This window comes from Moraxella nonliquefaciens, assembly GCF_001679005.1.
In the GTDB taxonomy this organism is placed as follows: Bacteria; Pseudomonadota; Gammaproteobacteria; order Pseudomonadales; family Moraxellaceae; genus Moraxella; species Moraxella nonliquefaciens.
Genome location: NZ_LXTW01000023.1, coordinates 109,678 through 127,490 on the forward strand (window position 1 = coordinate 109,678; position 17,813 = coordinate 127,490).

At 44.2% G+C, this 17,813-nt stretch carries 17 protein-coding genes; 13 read left to right on the top strand and 4 right to left on the bottom strand.

The window, feature by feature from the left end; all coding sequences use genetic code 11:
• Window positions 1-147 precede the first annotated feature (147 nt).
• Window positions 148-414: a (Na+)-NQR maturation NqrM gene (gene nqrM, locus A7456_RS06795; RefSeq protein WP_066884666.1), complete on the bottom strand. Its 267-nt coding sequence runs from the start codon at window positions 412-414 to the stop codon at window positions 148-150.
• A 296-nt stretch (window positions 415-710) separates the two neighbouring features.
• On the opposite strand from nqrM, the gene efeO reads away from it, so the two are divergent.
• The gene (efeO, locus tag A7456_RS06800) at window positions 711-1,619 is read left to right on the top strand and encodes an iron uptake system protein EfeO (RefSeq protein WP_067009019.1); all 909 of its coding nucleotides are present in this window, start codon (window positions 711-713) and stop codon (window positions 1,617-1,619) included.
• Window positions 1,620-1,697: 78 nt separating this feature from the next.
• Complete coding sequence (gene efeB / locus A7456_RS06805; protein WP_067008962.1) at window positions 1,698-2,939, top strand: iron uptake transporter deferrochelatase/peroxidase subunit; 1,242 nt, start codon at window positions 1,698-1,700, stop codon at window positions 2,937-2,939.
• 35 nt (window positions 2,940-2,974) lie between these two features.
• On the opposite strand, the gene hemN is transcribed toward efeB, so the two are convergent.
• The 3 genes from hemN to rpmI all read right to left on the bottom strand — a co-directional run bounded on the left by hemN (window position 2,975) and on the right by rpmI (window position 5,173).
• Window positions 2,975-4,351 carry an oxygen-independent coproporphyrinogen III oxidase gene (gene hemN / locus A7456_RS06810; RefSeq protein WP_067008965.1) on the bottom strand — a complete coding sequence of 459 codons (1,377 nt, stop codon included), beginning with the start codon at window positions 4,349-4,351 and terminating at the stop codon, window positions 2,975-2,977.
• Between the two features lie 251 nt (window positions 4,352-4,602).
• On the bottom strand, window positions 4,603-4,959 hold the full coding sequence (gene rplT / locus A7456_RS06815; protein WP_066887068.1) for a 50S ribosomal protein L20: 357 nt from the start codon (window positions 4,957-4,959) through the stop codon (window positions 4,603-4,605).
• 16 nt (window positions 4,960-4,975) lie between these two features.
• Entirely contained in the window at window positions 4,976-5,173 is a 198-nt protein-coding gene (rpmI, locus tag A7456_RS06820; RefSeq protein ID WP_029102391.1) for a 50S ribosomal protein L35, read from the bottom strand.
• A gap of 292 nt (window positions 5,174-5,465) precedes the next feature.
• Here rpmI and hisIE point away from each other — a divergent pair, with 292 nt between their 5' ends.
• From hisIE to lepA, 11 genes are all read left to right on the top strand, one after another.
• Complete coding sequence (hisIE, locus tag A7456_RS06825) at window positions 5,466-6,269, top strand: bifunctional phosphoribosyl-AMP cyclohydrolase/phosphoribosyl-ATP diphosphatase HisIE (RefSeq protein WP_067008969.1); 804 nt, start codon at window positions 5,466-5,468, stop codon at window positions 6,267-6,269.
• Window positions 6,270-6,340: 71 nt separating this feature from the next.
• Window positions 6,341-6,580 carry a Sec-independent protein translocase subunit TatA gene (gene tatA / locus A7456_RS06830; RefSeq protein ID WP_066894213.1) on the top strand — a complete coding sequence of 80 codons (240 nt, stop codon included), beginning with the start codon at window positions 6,341-6,343 and terminating at the stop codon, window positions 6,578-6,580.
• Window positions 6,581-6,586: 6 nt separating this feature from the next.
• Window positions 6,587-7,108: a Sec-independent protein translocase subunit TatA/TatB gene (locus A7456_RS06835; RefSeq protein ID WP_062498389.1), complete on the top strand. Its 522-nt coding sequence runs from the start codon at window positions 6,587-6,589 to the stop codon at window positions 7,106-7,108.
• Complete coding sequence (gene tatC, locus A7456_RS06840; protein WP_227713271.1) at window positions 7,105-7,863, top strand: twin-arginine translocase subunit TatC; 759 nt, start codon at window positions 7,105-7,107, stop codon at window positions 7,861-7,863. Before A7456_RS06835 ends, tatC begins: the two co-directional genes overlap by 4 nt.
• Before the next feature lie 184 nt (window positions 7,864-8,047).
• Window positions 8,048-8,860: an ABC transporter permease gene (locus A7456_RS06845; protein ID WP_067009022.1), complete on the top strand. Its 813-nt coding sequence runs from the start codon at window positions 8,048-8,050 to the stop codon at window positions 8,858-8,860.
• 10 nt (window positions 8,861-8,870) lie between these two features.
• Window positions 8,871-9,542 (top strand): ABC transporter ATP-binding protein, encoded by a 672-nt coding sequence (locus A7456_RS06850; protein ID WP_062498401.1) that lies wholly within the window; start codon window positions 8,871-8,873, stop codon window positions 9,540-9,542.
• Complete coding sequence (locus tag A7456_RS06855; RefSeq protein WP_062498388.1) at window positions 9,520-10,629, top strand: hypothetical protein; 1,110 nt, start codon at window positions 9,520-9,522, stop codon at window positions 10,627-10,629. The genes A7456_RS06850 and A7456_RS06855 overlap by 23 nt, the downstream gene beginning before the upstream one ends.
• Before the next feature lie 14 nt (window positions 10,630-10,643).
• A complete protein-coding gene (locus tag A7456_RS06860; protein WP_067009024.1) occupies window positions 10,644-12,353 on the top strand; it encodes a polysaccharide biosynthesis/export family protein in 1,710 nt (569 codons plus the stop codon).
• Window positions 12,353-14,518 (top strand): capsular polysaccharide biosynthesis protein, encoded by a 2,166-nt coding sequence (locus A7456_RS06865; protein ID WP_067008972.1) that lies wholly within the window; start codon window positions 12,353-12,355, stop codon window positions 14,516-14,518. Before A7456_RS06860 ends, A7456_RS06865 begins: the two co-directional genes overlap by 1 nt.
• Before the next feature lie 126 nt (window positions 14,519-14,644).
• The gene (locus A7456_RS06870) at window positions 14,645-15,883 is read left to right on the top strand and encodes a capsule biosynthesis protein (RefSeq protein ID WP_067008975.1); all 1,239 of its coding nucleotides are present in this window, start codon (window positions 14,645-14,647) and stop codon (window positions 15,881-15,883) included.
• A gap of 108 nt (window positions 15,884-15,991) precedes the next feature.
• Complete coding sequence (gene lepA, locus A7456_RS06875) at window positions 15,992-17,791, top strand: translation elongation factor 4 (protein WP_067008977.1); 1,800 nt, start codon at window positions 15,992-15,994, stop codon at window positions 17,789-17,791.
• Window positions 17,792-17,813: the final 22 nt, after the last annotated feature.

Below are 17,813 nucleotides of genomic sequence, written 5' to 3' on the forward strand. Positions count from 1 at the left end.
CAAAGATGGGATTGTAACAGGCTTTGGCAAGGCTTGAAAAGGGCTAAATATTTGAAAAAGGGCTAAATATATGGCAAATAAAAGACAAAGGGCGAGATATCGCCCTTATAATGCTTGAATGTCAAATGCACATTAAATTTGCCAATATCAAATCTCTTTGGCAATTTTGTCCAATGTCGTTTTGTTACTGAGCATGGTTTTTTTGTCATCTTCGGTTAGACTTTCGCACTTGTTTGGATCATTGCCACAAAACTGACAAAACTCATCACCCATCAGCGTTGCCACGCCCCCACATGAACCTTTTAGGGGTTTTTTCTTAACCAAATAACCAATTCCCATCAACAAAAAAAACAGCAAAAATACCCCAAAAGTTACAATGAACATGGGGATAAATTGGGCGAGTAAATCATTCATGGCATTCTTCTAATCACAATAAAGATTAAGAATGTATTATAAAGAATTTTATCAAAAAAATCAGTCCGTTTTTGTAACAAGGACTGCGATGATGGGCATGACATTTTGTCTTGTACTTCATGTTAAATTCTGATATGATAAGCATTATTATTTTCATTATGTTCTTGCAAAGTGTTCTTATAAGGTTCAAATCTTAGCTCATCATCCTTGATTGGCAGAAATTGCTTTATTGGATTTGTGCTTTTGATGAGTTTAATGAGCCATCATTACAAGAGCATCACATTTTAGGGATTATCATGACACCAAAACCTTTGATGGTGGCTTTGACAATGGCACTTAGCTTGACTGCCTGCCAAAAGCCTGCCGAACCTACCACCCAAGCCACCACCCAAGAGAGTGCCCATACAACCACCATCAAAGATGAGCAATCTGGTGAACTTGTCAAAGATGAGCAAGCCATTACCCAAACTGCCCACACCGATTTATCCGCTGAGACAGATGAATATAAACAATGGGTAGAGGGACAAATTGACAATCTACTTACCGATACTAAAAAATTTGCTCTGTTGTTAAAAGAGGGTAAGCTAGATGAGGCAAAAGCGATGTATCCTTTGGTGCGTATGTACTTTGAACGCAGTGAGCCCATTGCTGAGATTTTTGATGATTTAGACCCTCGTATTGACAACCGTGAGGCTGACCTTGAACAAGGCGAAACATGGACGGGTTTTCATGCCATTGAAAAAATCCTATGGACACAAAACACCACCAAAGGCACCGAGGAGCTTGCCGATCAGCTTGTTTTTGATGTCAAGCAGTTGCAAGCCAAAATCCCTACCGCCGAGGTTACCCCAGAGCTTATGATTGAAGGGGCGGTAGATTTGCTAAACGAGATTTCTACCACCAAAATCACAGGCGAGGAGGAGATTTTTTCAAAAACTGACTTATATGATTTTAAGGCAAATATTGAAGGGGCACAAAAGATTTTTGAAATATTAAAACCCAAACTTAGTGCCAAAGACCCCAAGCTTGTCCAAACATTAGAGGAGCGGTTTTCTTCGGTGCATGCTTTGTTAGATAAATACAAAGTGGGCGATAAGCATTATCAGCCTTATACTGACTTAACTGATGAAAATACTAAGGAGCTTGCCGAAGCGGTTAATAAGCTCGGTGAACCGCTGGGACAAATGGGCATTGTCATGCAATGATAAGCTGACCGAAAAAAAGCACCGAGATGATGGGTGCTTTTTGCATTTTATCAATATCAAAGACAACAGGGGGAGTATATGACCAACCGACGAACCTTTTTGGGGAACATGGGAGCGACTGCCCTTATTGGGGTAGGGGCATTGACCGCTTGCAACAACACCCAAAACCAAACTGCCAAATCTGACAACAAGGGCAGCACTGACAATCACATACCCTCTCATCCATTTGCCAATATTAGCCATGATTTTTATGGCAGGCATCAAGCAGGTATTACCACACCTGTTCAGCATCATGTTTATTTTTTGGTGGCGGATTTATACAGCACAGACCTCGGTGAGATTCGCCAAATGTTTAAGGATTGGACGCAATATTCTGCCCAGCTGACCCAGGGCAATAACATCAAGCCCTATGACAAAAACCCTCATCTGCCCCCTACTGATACAGGCGAGGCGGACAGTTTGGGGGCGTATGGGCTGACTTTGACCTTTGGGATAAGCCCAACATTTTTGGACAAATTGGGTTTGGCAGACAAAGCACCACCAGAATTTAGCCACTTGCCCAAATTTGCTCGTGACCAAATCCGTTCTGAATTGTCAGGGGGTGATATTTGTATACAGGCATGCAGTCATGACCCTCAGGTTGCCTTTCACGCTGTGCGTCAGCTTGTTCGTAAAGCCCGTTCACTCATCACGATGAAGTGGTCGCAGTCAGGTTATAACAGCTTTGATAATGGTACAGATACCCCACGCAATCTCTTTGGCTTTAAGGATGGTACTGCCAACAAAACAACGTTGCAGAACACCGACAAATGGCTATGGGCTGATGGGGCGGGTAAAACGGCGTGGTTTAATGATGGTACGTATTTGGTGGTACGCCTTATCCAAATGTATCTAGAAACGTGGGACAGAACAAGTTTGGTAGGTCAAGAGGATACGTTTGGCAGGCACCGAGATACTGGGGCGAGCATTGGTAAGTTGGAGGAATTTGAAGAATTTGATATTAATGAAAAGGATGACGAGGGTCATCTGGTCATCGCCCATCCTACACACATGGGACTTGCCAAACGTACAGGATTGCAACTGCTTAGACGCTCGTTCTCGTACAGCAGTGGTATTGATGCCAAGACAGGGCAGTTTAATGCAGGACTTTTGTTCATCTCTTTTCAAAAATCGCCCATACAGTTTAGTGTTATCCAAAACGCCTTTGGCAATACCGATAAAATGACCGAATACACCACGCACATCGGTAGTGGATTATTTGCCTGTTTTGGCGGGGTAAAAGAGGGTGAATATTTGGGGCAAAAGTTATTTGAGGATTGATATTTTGCCATAATCAATGCCCAGTTATTAGGGCATTAAATCACCTTACTAAACCGCTTGCCATGCTTTTGGGTGAGATATTCATCAAAGACCATGGCGACGTTACGTCCCAGTATCCGCCCTTTGGGTAAGATTTGTACACCTGTCTCATCAATGGACACAAGCCCATCTTTTGCCATTTGATATAAATTCTCAATCTCTGCTTGAAAATAGGTGCGACTGTCAATACCAAACCGCTCATCCACCTCTGCAAAATCCAAACGGTCATGGCATAATAAGTTCATGATGACGTAACCTCGAAGCTTATCCTTGTCATCTGCCTTAATGTGCTTGATGGCAGGGAGCATGCCTGCATTAATACGTGCTTGATATTCTTTTAAGTCAGTAGGGTTTTGTAGAATGTGCTCACCGATTTGGCTGATGCTGCTGACCCCAAAAGAGAGTAAATCGCATTCTCCCAAGATGGTATAGCCTTGAAAATTGCGATGGAGCTTGCCGATGCGTTGGGCGATTGCCATGTCGTCATCAGGACGAGCAAAATGGTCAATGCCTATGTACTGATAGCCTGCATCTGTGAGTGCCTTGATGGTGTTGCCAAACATGGTGAGTTTGGTGGCAGGGGCAGGCAGTTCGTTATCTTTAATGCGACGTTGGGCACTAAACCGCTCAGGCAGATGAGCATAGTTAAACACCGATAAGCGGTCAGGGGCTAGGGCGATGATTTTAGCAACAGTGTCCGCCATGCTTGCCACACTCTGATGAGGCAGACCATAAATCAGGTCAATATTAATAGACCCAAACCCCAGTCGTCTGGCTTCACTCATGACCGCCTGTACCAGACTGTGAGGTTGTACACGATTCACGGCTATCTGTACACGCTCGTTCAAATCCTGCACCCCAAACGATAAGCGATTGACCCCAAGCGTGTGTAATGTTGCCAAGGTCGTCTGTCTAAGCTCTCGTGGGTCAATCTCTACCGAATAATCACCATCATGAGCAAAATCAAATTCATCTTGCAAAAACTGCCATAACACGGTCAGCTCATCATCATCTAAAAAGGTGGGTGTACCGCCCCCTAAGTGAACTTGCTTGACGATGGCATTGCCATTTAGCAAGGATTTTTTATGGCGAATTTCTCTAAATAGATAATCCAAATAATCACCTGAGTCGCTGTTTTTTTTGGTGATGATTTTGTTGCAACCACAGTAATAGCACAGATGGCGACAAAAGGGGATATGAATGTAGAGCGATAAGGGTATGGCAGGGTCTTTTTGCTGTAAAATGCTCATCTCCACACCGTCTAGAATGGGGGCGAACTCTAAGGCGGTTGGATAAGATGTATAACGAGGGCCTTGGCGGTTATATTTTTGAATTAAGGCTTCATCAAAGCTGACCTGGCTAAAATGGTGCATGGCAGTTGTCAATAAATGGATGTTGGGTTGGTATTATAACCGCTTGGACAGCACCAGACAATAATACTTTTGGGGGTTGGTGTTGTCAAAGGGTCTCAAAATCATGTTTAACAGAATCTGTGCTAAGCATTAAGTGAGATGTCATTGGTTAGAATCATTGGTTAGATGTCATTGATGGCAATCTTAACATCCATTTAAACAACCAAAAACCCCAAAATATGAGATTTTGGGGTTTTAGCTAAGCTGCTTGCTTAGGCTAGGGCAGATTTTGCTTTTTCGCAGATTGCACTAAATGCTGCTGCATCATGCATGGCGATGTCTGCTAAGATACGGCGGTCAATCTCAACATTTGCCTTTTTAAGACCATTGATAAGACGGCTGTATGACAGACCATTTAGACGAGCACCTGCATTGATACGAGCAATCCACAGACGGCGGAAAGAGCGTTTTTTGTTACGGCGGTCACGATAAGCATATTGACCTGCTTTTAGTACCGCTTGCACAGCAACACGATACACACGAGAGCGTGCACCATAGTAACCTTTTGCACGAGCCAAGACTTTTTTATGACGGCGATTAGCCTGTACACCACGTTTTACACGAGCCATGATATTCTCCTAGATATTAAATGTATGGGCACATACGGCGGATTGATGGAACGTCAGCGACGTGAACCATGACGCAACCACGCAATTGGCGGATACGCTTAGGAGACTTTTTGGTCAAAATGTGGCGTTTGAACGCTTGTTTGCGTTTAAAGCCGTTGGCGGTTTTTTTAAAACGCTTTGCCGCACCACGTTTGGTTTTTAGTTTTACTTTCATAAGTAGCCTCTTTGTTAAAGGTTGGCATACCAACCGATGAACCTTTTTGCCATTTAACTGATTTGAATTAACCAATTTACCTTATAAATATAAGATAAAAATTAGGAACAAACAGCGTAAGGTGGGATGGGCATTATAAAGAACTTTTGGATAGATTGCAACAGTTAATAACAATCAAACATGGCAATCAAATGTAAAAATATCTGTGATAAGTGATAAGTGATGAGTGAAGTCAATGTTCTGTGTGCTGTCTGATGATTTCTGTGATAAAATAGCCCAAAAGGAGACGATAATGAGCCATCTTGACACCCACTATCTTGATACCCTAAATTTTAATGCTGATGGGCTGATTCCCGCCATCGCCCAAGACCGTGATACAGGACGAATACTGATGATGGCATGGCAAAACCGTCAAGCCTTAGCGATGACCGTACAGACAGGACAGGCGGTGTATTTTAGTCGCTCTCGTGGCAAGATTTGGCACAAGGGCGAGAGTAGCGGACACACTCAAATCGTTCATGAGATTCGCACCGATTGCGATAGAGATGTGATTGTGCTTATCATCACGCAGATTGGGGGGGTTGCGTGCCACACGGGGCGGACGAGCTGTTTTTTTGAAAAATTGGACGTGGCGAGCCTTGATTGGGTGGCGGCGGATAAGGTCATTAAAGACCCTAGTGAGATTTATGGTGATGCGGTAAAAGTGGACGCACCGCATACGCTGATTAAGCCAGATAATAGCAAAGTCATTGGCGAGCTTGACCGCATCTTAGATGAGCGAAAAACTGCCGACAAAGACAGCTCTTATGTGTCAAGCCTATACCACAAAGGGCTGAATAAAATCCTAGAAAAAGTGGGCGAAGAGACGACCGAGGCCATCATCTGTGCCAAGGAATTACAGCTTGTGCGTGCCATGGGTGAAGATGATGAGCAAGTCAAAGCAGATATGGTGTATGAGGTGGCAGATATGTGGTTTCATAGCCTTGTTGCCTTGCATCAGTTAGGTCTGTCAGGCGATGAGGTATTGACCGAGTTAGCAAGACGGTTTGGATTGTCTGGTATTGATGAGAAAAATGCACGTACACCAAAGCAGTAAGATTTATGACAATTTATCATCTTGTCAATATTTTTTAATTTATTAAATTTTTATTAAATAAAGGTAACATCATGGGCGGATTTTCTATCACGCATTGGCTGATTTTGTTGGTTGTGGTGGTCATTGTGTTTGGTACATCAAAACTTAAAAACGCAGGAAAAGACCTAGGTTCTGCCGTCAAAGGCTTTAAAGAAGCGGTCAAAGAAGATGACAAAGACAGACTTGACCACACTGCCAATCCGCAACAAGAGCTAAAACAGGCGCTTAAAGCAGACGAGATTGTTAAAATCAAAAAAGACGAGACGGTCTAGTTTGACATGTTTAATCTTGGGCTGTTTGAACTTGGACTGTTTGGGGTCATTGCACTGATTATTTTGGGGCCTGAAAAACTCATCATCACCGCACGCACGCTTGGCAAATGGTACGGTAATTTTCGCCGTATGTCAGCACGCCTACAAAGTGAGCTGGTGAGCGAGCTTGAACTCACCGAAGTACAAAACGCCCTAAAAGCAGAGATTGACGAAATTCGTGCGTCCGAAGCCAAGATGAAAGCCCAAATGCAGGAGTTACAAACCAAAATCCGCCAAACCGACCAAATGGCACGCACTAATCAAAGTGCGATTTTGGATAATTGGCAAGAAATTCAAGATACTAAGCAGGACAATCAAAACGCTGACACAAAAAGCACAAATCCCCAACCCACGCCCCAATACGATACCTTACCTTTAACTTATCGCTTTTTTTTATTGGGTGATTATGATAAAAAACGCCGTCTACCCCCTGCCCCATTTTTACCTAACCATAAAGCTGACAGGCTCCTATATCGGAGGGGTGTGTGAGTGAGTTAGACAGACAAAGCACAGATGATGGCGATATGTCACTCATGGCACATTTTGCCGAATTAAGAACCCGATTTATTTACATAATCATGGCGGTGGTAGCAGTGTTTTTGCCACTTATGTATGTGAGTCGTTCTTTGTATGACTTGATTTCAAGACCGCTTGTCGCCTTGTTGCCTCACAATGCCAGCATCATCGCAACTCAGGTGGCATCGGGGTTTTTAGCGCCGATAAAACTGGCGTTTTTTATGGCATTATTCATCTGTGTGCCTTTTATCATCGCTCAGATTTGGGGTTTTGTCGCCCCCGCTCTTTATAAGCATGAGAAAAGGGCGGTTGTGCCACTACTATTGTCCGCCATTGTGCTGTTTTATGTGGGTGTGGCGTTTGCCTATTTTGTGGTGCTTGTTCCTGCTTTAAAGTTTCTTGTGTTGTTCGCCCCTGATAACGTGCTACCGATGACGGATATTGAGAGTTATTTGGATTTTGTTATCAAGCTGTTTTTGGTATTTGGACTGATGTTTGAGATACCTGTGGCGACCATGCTGTTGGTGCTGATGCGTATTGTAACCCCCAAACAGCTTGCCACGAAACGCCGATATGTCATCGTAGGCTGTTTTTTTGTCTCAGCAATCATCACACCCCCCGATGGAGCAAGCATGCTCATGCTTGCCATTCCCATGTGTATCTTGTTTGAATTGGGGCTTATGGCAGCAAGCATGTTCATAAAGCCCGATAAATCAATCGCCCAGTGATATAAGCACAAAAGATAAGGCTTCATGAGATTGGCATTAACCAACAATTTGATGATGTTTTTGCACTGGTAAGCCCTTGCACTGATAAGATAAATGGTTTTGGTAATTTTTGATGGTTTATGCTACAATACCAAAAATTTTAGCCGTCATCATTTTATCTTATTCATTCTATTTTGGCACAGTCATGTCCATTGAGTTACCCCCATACCGACCGATAAAAAAACGCAGTGGACTGGCCGTTATGGGTGCAGCGTTTCATGCCCTGCTCATGCGTGAGTTGCAGACCCGTTTTGGCAGTTATCGTTTGGGCTATCTGTGGGCACCTTTGGAGATTACTTTACAGATGGTGATCATGTTGGTGGTTTTTGGTGCCATTATGAAGCGTGCCTTACCAGGCATGGATTATATGCTGTTTTTGGTGGCAGGGTTTGCGCCGTTTTTTATGATGCAAAAAATCGCCAACCGTTCATTGGGGGCGGTCTCTGCCAATGCAGGATTACTCATGTATCGGGCAGTGCGTCATATTGATGTGATTATCGCTCGCTCGTTTTTGGAGCTGGTGATTTATTTTATGACCTTTGTCATCTTGTTGTGTGGGCTTGCCTTTTTTGGCATTGGGTTTAGTACCGAGCATTTGGATATGGTGCTGTTTTGTTGGCTGATGATGTTCTTTTTTGCTTTTGGACTTGCCATGATACTCATGATTGTGGGGCATTATGGCGGTGAGATTAGCAAAATTATTAGCATTATCTTTACGATACTGTATTTTACCTCAGGGGTGCTGTATTCGGTGCATATGATACCCGAGCCGTATTTGTCATACCTGATGTACAACCCATTCATTCACAACTTAGAAATGATAAGACATTCACTCTCGCCCACGTATCCGATTTATCATGTAGACATGTGGTATTTTGTCAAATGGACGATGTGTGTGAATTTTTTGGGTTTGTTGCTATATAAAGCTTTTGAGCGTGATTTGATTCGTGCCAAATGATGATACAGACATGATTGAGATTAAAAATATAACCAAATCTTTTATGACCCCACACGGTCGCCATTATCTCTTTAAGGGGCTAAATCTGACGATTGCCCATAAGCAGTCGGTAGGGCTGCTTGGACGAAATGGGGCGGGCAAATCCACACTGCTACGCATCATCTGTGGGTTGGACACCCCTGATGAGGGCGACGTGCTGACTGACAGCACCATCAGTTGGCCTGTGGGTGTGGCAGGAGGCTTTCAAGGCAGTTTGACAGGCAGACAAAATGTCCGCTTTGTGTGTCGTCTGTATTCTAGTGGTGATTATATTGATGAGAAGATTCGTTTTGTTCAGGAATTTGCTGATATTGGCAAATACTTTGACATGCCAGTCAAAAGTTACTCATCAGGCATGCGTTCACGACTGACTTTTGGGCTGTCGCTTGCCTTTGATTTTGATTATTATATGTTAGATGAAGTCAGTGCGGTCGGTGATGCAGCGTTTCGTAAACGCAGTGAAGAGATATTAGAAGCTCGCCGTGAGCAGGCGGGATTTTTGATGGTGTCGCATAACCTAAAAGAGATTGAGAAAAACTGTGATATTGGTATTGTACTGATGGATCAAACCGCCAAAGTTTTTGCTGACCCCAAAGAAGCCATTGAGGTGTATAACGAATATGTTCATAAAGCTAAAAAATAAGCGTAATCGCCCAGTTGCTACCCTATTTATATGGGTGGTGGTTTTGCCGTGGCTTGCCATCAGTGCTTATACACTCGTATTGGCTCACCCACGTTATGTCAGCACATCCAACGTGGTCATCAAGCAAGTCTCCGAGCAGGGTGTATCCGCCACAGGCATCTCATCACTGCTTGGGGTGAATAACACCAACCGTGAAGACGCTCTGTATCTGACCAAGTACATCTTGTCTGATGATATGATAAATAAGTTAGATACAGAGTTTAAGTTTCGTGAAGCTTATCGCATTAATGGCGTGGATTTTATCAATGAAATCCCTGCTGACGCAACCCAAGAAGAGTTGCATGAGTATTTTCAAAAGCGGGTTTCGGTATCACTGGATGAACTTAGCTATATGCTTACAGTAACAACCGAGGGTTTTGAACCAGAATATGCTCTAAGGCTCAACCAAGCCATCTTGCGTGAATCGGAGAAGTTCGTCAATCAAGTCTCCAAGGACACAGCTGGCGAACAACTTGCCTTTGTTTCTGCCCAGGCCGCCGAAGCGGAACAAAAACTCAACGATGCCAAAAGAGCTGTCATTGACTACCAAAACCAAAACGAGATTTTTGATCCACAGCTTAACGCCCAGATGGTCAATCAGGTCATCGCTACCTTGCAGGGACAGTTAAGTACGTTACGCACCGAAGAGCGACAGCTGCTTAGTTACCTAAACCCAGAGGCTCCGCAAGTGGTGAGCCTGCGTAGTCAGATAAATTCAGTAGAAAAACAAATCAAAGATGAGCAGGCTAAATTAACATCATCACAAGATGCCAAGCTAAATGCCAAAGCATTAGAATTTGAGACCCTAAAAGCAGAGGCCGAATTTGCTAATGAGCTTTATAAAATCGCCTTGAATTCTTTGGAGAGTTCTCGAGTTGAGGTCATGCGTAAGATTAAAAATCTGGTGGTCATCACCTCCCCTCATCGGGCAGAAGATGCTCTCTACCCTCGCATGGGCTATGTTTTGGGTACATCATTGGTGTTGCTGCTCATCTTGTATGGTTTTATCGTGTTGGTGTTGGCGGTCATCAAAGACCATGCCAAATAATGGAAAATAAAACAATGAAACATTTGCTAACAAAAATACCCTTAGCCACTGCTTTGATGCTAAATTGCGTTGCCATTGCCAACACCAATTTTGCCATGGATAATAATACGGGCAGACTGGCAGGGGTGGTTAATGGCAAAAATGTACCATCTCAGGCAACCACGGCCGAAGCGGTGGCGATGGCAAGCATGCCAACTCATGCCATCATTCATAACAATCCTGTCATTCAAAATGTCAAAACGGACGTACGTATTTTTGGTGAACAGCTCTTTCGTGGGGCATTTTCTACCACGTCAGGTTCAACCTTTAATGACAACTATGTCATCAATGTTGGTGATAATGTGCAGGTGCGTATGTGGGGGGCGTATCAATATGCTGCCACAATGACCGTTGACCCTCAGGGCAATATCTTTTTGCCAAATGTCGGACCTGTGCGTATTGCAGGTGTGAGAAATGGACAACTACAAAGTGTGGTACAATCGGCAATTGGGAGAATCTATCGCTCCAATGTGGGTGTGTATGCCTCCTTAGAGCAGGCTCAACCTGTCAAGGTGTTTGTAACAGGTTTTGTCAATCAACCAGGTTATTATGGTGGACTGGCAGCAGACAGCGTTTTATCTTACCTAGACCGTGCAGGTGGCGTTGACCCCAAGCGTGGCAGTTATATTGACGTGCAAGTACTGCGTGATGGACAAGTTGCCCAAAGGATTAATTTATACGACTTTCTTATCATGGGTCGTTTATCACCATTTTCATTTAAAGATGGCGATGTTATTAATGTCGCTCCCCAAAAACAGACCTTTGCCATCTCAGGTCGGGTACAAAATGAATACGTCTTTGAATTTGGGGTCAATGATTTGACCATCTCGGATGTGCTTGCTGTTGCCAACCCATTGGCAGATGCAACCAACGTGAGCATCACAAGGGCGTCAGGAAAAGCCAAAACGGCAGAGTATTATGCTTTGGGTGAAGCACAAAATATCCCTGTCCAAAATGGCGATACATTGGTGGTAACATCTGACCGCCATGTTGGTACGATAGCGGTGCAAGTAACAGGTGCTCATGAGGGTAATGGGGCGGTGGTATTGCCCTATGGGGCAAGATTAAAAGACGTCATTGCCCAGCTTGAACCGTCTGCTCTTGCCAATGTCAATCATTTGACCATCTACCGTGATTCGGTCAAAGCAAGCCAAAAAGCATCCATCAACCGAGCCTTAGACCGCCTAGAAGAGATGACACTGGCTACTCAGTCCACAACCCGAGAAGAGGCACAGTTGCGTGCTGAGGATGCCAAATTGGTGGGGCAGTTCATTGCCAAGGCTCGTCACATTGAGCCGACAGGACGTGTGGTGGTGGTGCCAAACTCATGGCAGGACATCATTTTAGAACAAGGTGACATCATTCATATCCCTGCCCAAACGTCTGTCATTATGGTAAATGGTCAAGTACGCCATCAAGGTGCATTAACTTTTAATGCTGACTTGACGGTAGGCGACTACATTGCCAAATCAGGTGGATTTGATAATAATGCCAACAGCGATGAGATTTTGGTCATGCACCAAAATGGTGAAACCAGCGTGGTCAATACCGCCTATCGCATACAGCAGGGTGATGAGATTATGGTTCTGCCCAAAGTTAGAACTCGCCGTGTTGAGATTGCTCGTGGGATTGCACAGGTCATCTATCAGCTTGCTGTGGCGACAGGTGTGATTGTCAAGCTCTGATGGTGCGTTATGCTTGTGCCACACGAGGGGTTATTAAAAATAATCCCTTGCTTGGCGTGGCACTTGGGGCGGACATTGTTTATAAAGACAAAACTGCCCAAGCCGTGCTAGCATGGGGGAAAAAACCAAGTCGTAGCAAGGCGGTGTCCTTTGCCGACACGCACAGCTTGCCACTCATCACAGTAGAAGATGGATTTTTACGCTCGCTTGGCAGTGGTATACACAGCGTGGGGGCAAGCTTTATCAAAGACGATTTGGGTGTGTATTTTGACCTAACAACCCCTAACCGCTTGCAAGAGCTTATCGCCGACTGTATGGCACAGTGGAGTGATGATAAAGAGCGACACGCACAGCGGTTAATCAACAAAATCATCACGCACCAATTATCCAAATACAACCAAATCATCATCGCCCCTGATTTATCGGCATTGGCAAATAACGACAAGCCCCACATCATCATCATCGACCAAGTGGCAAATGATGCGTCTATCACAGGAGCAGGGGCGACTGCGGACAGCTTTTTTGCCATGCTCGCCCACGCCAAAGAGCGGTATTCCAATGCTAATATCTGGATAAAGGCACACCCTGCTGGTAAGGGCTATTTTACCCCAAAAGATATCCCCAAACCGTTCTATTTGGATGCACCTTGTAATCCCATTGCCCTTATCAGTCAAGCCTGTGCGGTCTATACGGTCAGCTCACATATGGGTTTTGAGGCATTGATGCTTGGCAAAGCGGTGCATAATTTTGGGGTGAATTGGTACGCAGGATTTGGTCTGACCGATGATGACTTTGTCAAAAACATGCCCATTTATCAAAACCTTATCCGTCATCATCAACAACTAAACATCACACAGCCAAGCCTTAGCCAGCTTTTTTATGCCAGTTATGTCCTATACAGCCATTATGCCAATCCTGCCACAGGGCAGGCGTGCGACATTGAGACACTCATGAATTATCTGACAGATAACCGCAATTGGCAAAACAGGCTCGGTAGCAAGCTCTTTGTTTATGATTTTAGTCGTTGGAAAGTGCCATTTGTGCGGGGGTTTTTGGGGTTTGATAAGGTAAATTTGACCATTAAGCCCAAAACCAAATGGTGGTTTTTTTTGCCATATGGTATCAATGAAAAACGTGCCAAACGTGCCGACAGTAAAGTATTTAACGCTTTATCTAATACTACCGATTATGTCGTATGGGGGCAAAAGTCTAAAAGGTTATTAAAAAATAAGCTGACCTGCCATGGCATCACAGACCCCATCATTTGGTGCATGGAAGATGGCTTTATCCGCTCTTACGGTTTGGGAGCAACGCTCATCGCACCGTTATCGGTGGTCATGGATGATGTGGGGATTTATTTTGATGCAACCGCACCGAGTCGTTTGGAACAGATTTTAAATACCATTTGCCTAACAGATGACCAAAGACAGCGTGCCAAAGGCTTGCATGAACTCTTTTTGACCAAACGCATGAGTAAATACAATCTTAGCACAAAAAACCATGACTTTATCCGCCAAATCAATGCCTTACAATCAAACCGTCCCATTCATTTAGTGGTAGGGCAGGTAGAAGATGATGCATCGGTGCAGACTTGTACGAGTGTGATTAAGAAAAACAGTGAGCTATTAGCCAGGGTGCGAGCTGATTTTGCTCATGATGTGATTATTTATAAACCGCACCCCGATGTAGAAGCAGGGCTGCGACCTGGTAAAGCGGACAACCATCATATGGCTGATGTGATTGCCCATGATATTGCCATACCTGATTGTTTGGATGTGTGTGATGTGGTGCATACGATAAGCTCTTTGACAGGGTTTGAGGCACTGCTGCGTGGTAAGTCAGTGGTGTGTTACGGTCTGCCATTTTATGCAGGTTTTGGTCTGACCGATGATGTGATAGAAGCTAATAATACTTTAAAAATCAATGCCTTGGGCAGACGCACACGCCCCAATCTACCGCCTTTGACCTTGGAGGAGCTTATTTATGCCACACTCATTGACTACCCTATGTACCATTTACCACACAAAATGGGACTTGCCACGCCTGAACAAGTCATAGCACACTTACATGACCAACGTCATGCCACCGGGCCCAATCTTATCAAGCAATTCACCCAAAACATCAAAACCACAGCCATGCAATTACGCAAAATCATCATGCGATAAAAACTGGCATAAAAACTGTGATACAATACACCAATTAACTGTCTATATTTTAATCAATTTTTATTTTTATTTGTTAGTACTTATCATCTGTTTTGGTTTATCATTTGTTTGTTTTTTTGATTGTCTATGTCTTTAACCTTAAAAAACCTGTTGTCTTATGATGACATTTTGCTATTACAGGGCAAGATGGGGACGTTTTTTTGTCGTTTTGCCACGTTTTTGATGGGGCAAGGCAAGCGAGTTCACAAGGTTAATTTTAATGCAGGCGATGCCCTTTTTTATCGCCATAAAGACAAGATGAGCAATTTTCGGGGGCGTCAAAGTGAGTTTGATGATTTTTTGACCAAACTCATTAATGATAAACAGCTAACGGCAGTGGTCTGTTTTAATGACTGTCGCCCTTATCATGAGATTGCACGGCAGGTGTGTGGGCGGTTGGGTGTTGCTTTTTTTGTGTTTGAAGAGGGTTATCTAAGACCTGATTATATCACCCTAGAAGAGCATGGCATTAATGCTTATTCACGCTTGGATTTGACACTTATTGATACTGTGCAAAAGGCAAATGACAAGCCAAAATTTACAGGCAACCGTTTTTATCGGATGTGTGTGGCAAGTGTGATTTATTATGCAGCGGTCTTTGTGGGGCAATGGCGATATCCACATTATCGGCATTATCGGGGACTGTCCTTGTGGGCGGAGGCGTGGGCGTGGATTAAAGCCCTTTTGCGTAAACTCATGCACCATCATTTAGACAAACGCCTACAAAATAGACTGGTTGGGCGAAAAAACTTCTATTTGGTCAGTTTACAGGTGCATAACGACTCACAAATAAGCCACCACAGTGATTATCAGGATGTGCGTGATTTTATCGTTCAGGTCATGACAAGTTTTGCCAAACATGCCCCACATGGGACGAATCTTTTGTTTAAGCATCATCCGCTAGACCGTGGACACCGTGATTATACTGACATGATTGCCACGCTGGGTGATGAGTTGGGTGTGCAAGATAGAGTTTTTTATGGTTGTGATATGCACCTGCCCAGTCTTTTGCGTGCCAGTTTGGGCATGATTACGGTTAATAGCACCACAGCATTACAGTCGGTATATCATCAAAAACCCACCAAAATCATGGGGCGTGCTTTGTATGATGTGATGGGACTGACCGACCAGAAACCTTTGGATGAATTTTGGGCAAATCCGACCGCCCCTGACCGTGATTTTTATTTAAAATTTAGGGAATATCTCATTGAACATACACAGCTAAATGGCTCATTTTATGGTAAAGCCCCATGGGATTTGTCAGGATTTTATCAAAGTTTGGCACAAGATGCGAAACAACCAAATAAGCCAACACCCACCGAATAAACCAAATCATTTTGGCGGTCATCATTTGTCAAGCTCTGATGAATTTTTGTAGGTTTTTATCAAAAAAACTGCTACAATATCCTGTTATCATTTAAATTTATAGACATCATGACCGCACTTTCTCACATCCGTAACTTTTCTATCATTGCCCACATTGACCATGGTAAATCCACCCTTGCCGACCGTTTTATTCAGGTGTGTGGCGGTCTGTCTGACCGTGAAATGCAAGCTCAGGTACTTGACAGCATGGATATTGAGCGTGAGCGTGGCATCACCATCAAGGCTCAGTCGGTAACCTTATACTACAATCACCCCAATGGTCAAAGATACCAACTAAACTTTATTGATACCCCAGGGCATGTTGATTTTAGTTATGAAGTGTCTCGCTCACTGGCTGCCTGCGAGGGGGCGTTACTTGTCGTAGATGCTGCCCAAGGCGTGGAGGCTCAGTCGGTTGCCAACTGCTACACCGCCATTGAGCAGGATTTAGAAGTTTTACCTGTATTAAACAAAATTGACCTACCACAGGTTGAGCCTGAGCGTGTCATCGAGGAGATTGAGGACATCATCGGCATTGAGGCGGTGGATGCTCCTAGGGTGTCTGCCAAAACAGGCGTGGGCATTGATGAATTGCTACAAGCCCTAGTGGAGAAAATCCCTGCCCCACAAGGTGACCCAGATGCCCCCTTGCAAGCCTTGATTATTGATTCATGGTTTGATAATTATCTGGGCGTGGTGTCTTTGGTGCGTGTGCGTGAAGGGCAGGTCAAAACAGGCGATAAAATTTTTATCAAATCCACAAGCGAGAGCCATTTGGTTACATCCATTGGCGTGTTTACCCCAAAACGTTTGGAGACAAATATCCTACAAGCAGGCGAGGTGGGCTTTATCATCGCAGGGATTAAGGACATTGCAGGGGCACCTGTCGGTGATACCATCACCCTTGCCAAAACCCCTGAGACAGACAGCATTGCAGGCTTTAAAAAGGTAACACCACAGGTATATGCAGGCATGTTCCCCATTGATTCGTCTGATTTTGAAAAATTTCGTGAGGCCTTGCAAAAGCTACAAATCAATGATTCTGCCCTATTTTTTGAGCCTGATACGTCCGAGGCGTTGGGCTTTGGTTTTCGTTGTGGTTTTTTGGGCATGCTTCATATGGAGATTATCCAAGAGCGTTTGGAGCGTGAATACAACCTTGACCTGATTACAACCGCCCCAAGCGTGATTTATGAAGTTGTCAAAAAAAATGGCGAGACTGTCTATGTGGATAACCCATCCAAGCTCCCCGATACAGGCGTAATCCAAGAGTTTCGTGAGCCGATTGCCCGCTGTAATATTTTGGTGCCACAAGAATATCTGGGCAACGTCATCACGCTTGCCATTGAACGTCGTGGCGTGCAGGTGGACATGAAGTTTATGGCTCGTCAAGTGCAGGTGGTGTTTGACATTCCGATGGGCGAGGTGGTCATGGACTTTTTTGATAAATTAAAATCGGCAAGTCGTGGCTTTGCTTCTTTGGATTATGGTTTTCATCGCTATCAAGCGGACAAATTGGCTCGTGTGGACGTACTGATTAATGGCGAAAAAGTGGACGCACTTGCCATGATTTGCCATCAAGAACATGCTCGCCGTCGTGGCAATCAGTTGGTTGAAAAGATGAAAGAGTTGATTCCTCGTCAGATGTTTGATGTCGCCATTCAAGCGGCGATTGGCAGTCAAATCATCGCTCGTTCTACCGTCAAAGCCATGCGTAAGGACGTGCTTGCCAAGTGTTATGGTGGTGATGTTAGCCGTAAAAAGAAACTCCTAGAAAAACAAAAAGCAGGTAAAAAACGCATGAAACAAGTGGGCAGCGTGGAAATCCCCCAAGAGGCGTTTTTGGCGGTGTTAAAAGTGGATGGCTAGGTTTGGTTTGATAAATTGGTAT